The 232-nt window shown below is 44.0% G+C and carries 1 protein-coding gene; it reads left to right on the forward strand.

All coding sequences use genetic code 11. The features are described from left to right. Positions 1-11 precede the first annotated feature (11 nt). Positions 12-232: tripartite tricarboxylate transporter permease (locus E0702_RS21165; RefSeq protein ID WP_368816929.1), on the forward strand; the 221-nt coding region annotated here is incomplete at its 3' end.

The raw sequence follows: 232 nt of genomic DNA on the forward strand, positions 1-232 counted from the left end.
CTGGTCCACTACTGTTTGTTCAACATGCGGATGTTGCATGGGGCCTAATCGCAAGTATGTTTGTGGCTAATATCATCCTAGCATTTGTGAACATTCCACTCGCTGGTGTGCTGGTTCGAGTATTGGCAATTCCACCTAAGATTCTATACCCAATCGTATTGGGCTTGGCGTTTATTGGTTGCTACGCAATCAGTAACTCAGTTATCGAGTTCTACATTCTGGTAATAATCGG

This window comes from Halomonas marinisediminis (genome assembly GCF_004347715.1).
In the GTDB taxonomy this organism is placed as follows: domain Bacteria; phylum Pseudomonadota; class Gammaproteobacteria; order Pseudomonadales; family Halomonadaceae; genus Halomonas; species Halomonas icarae.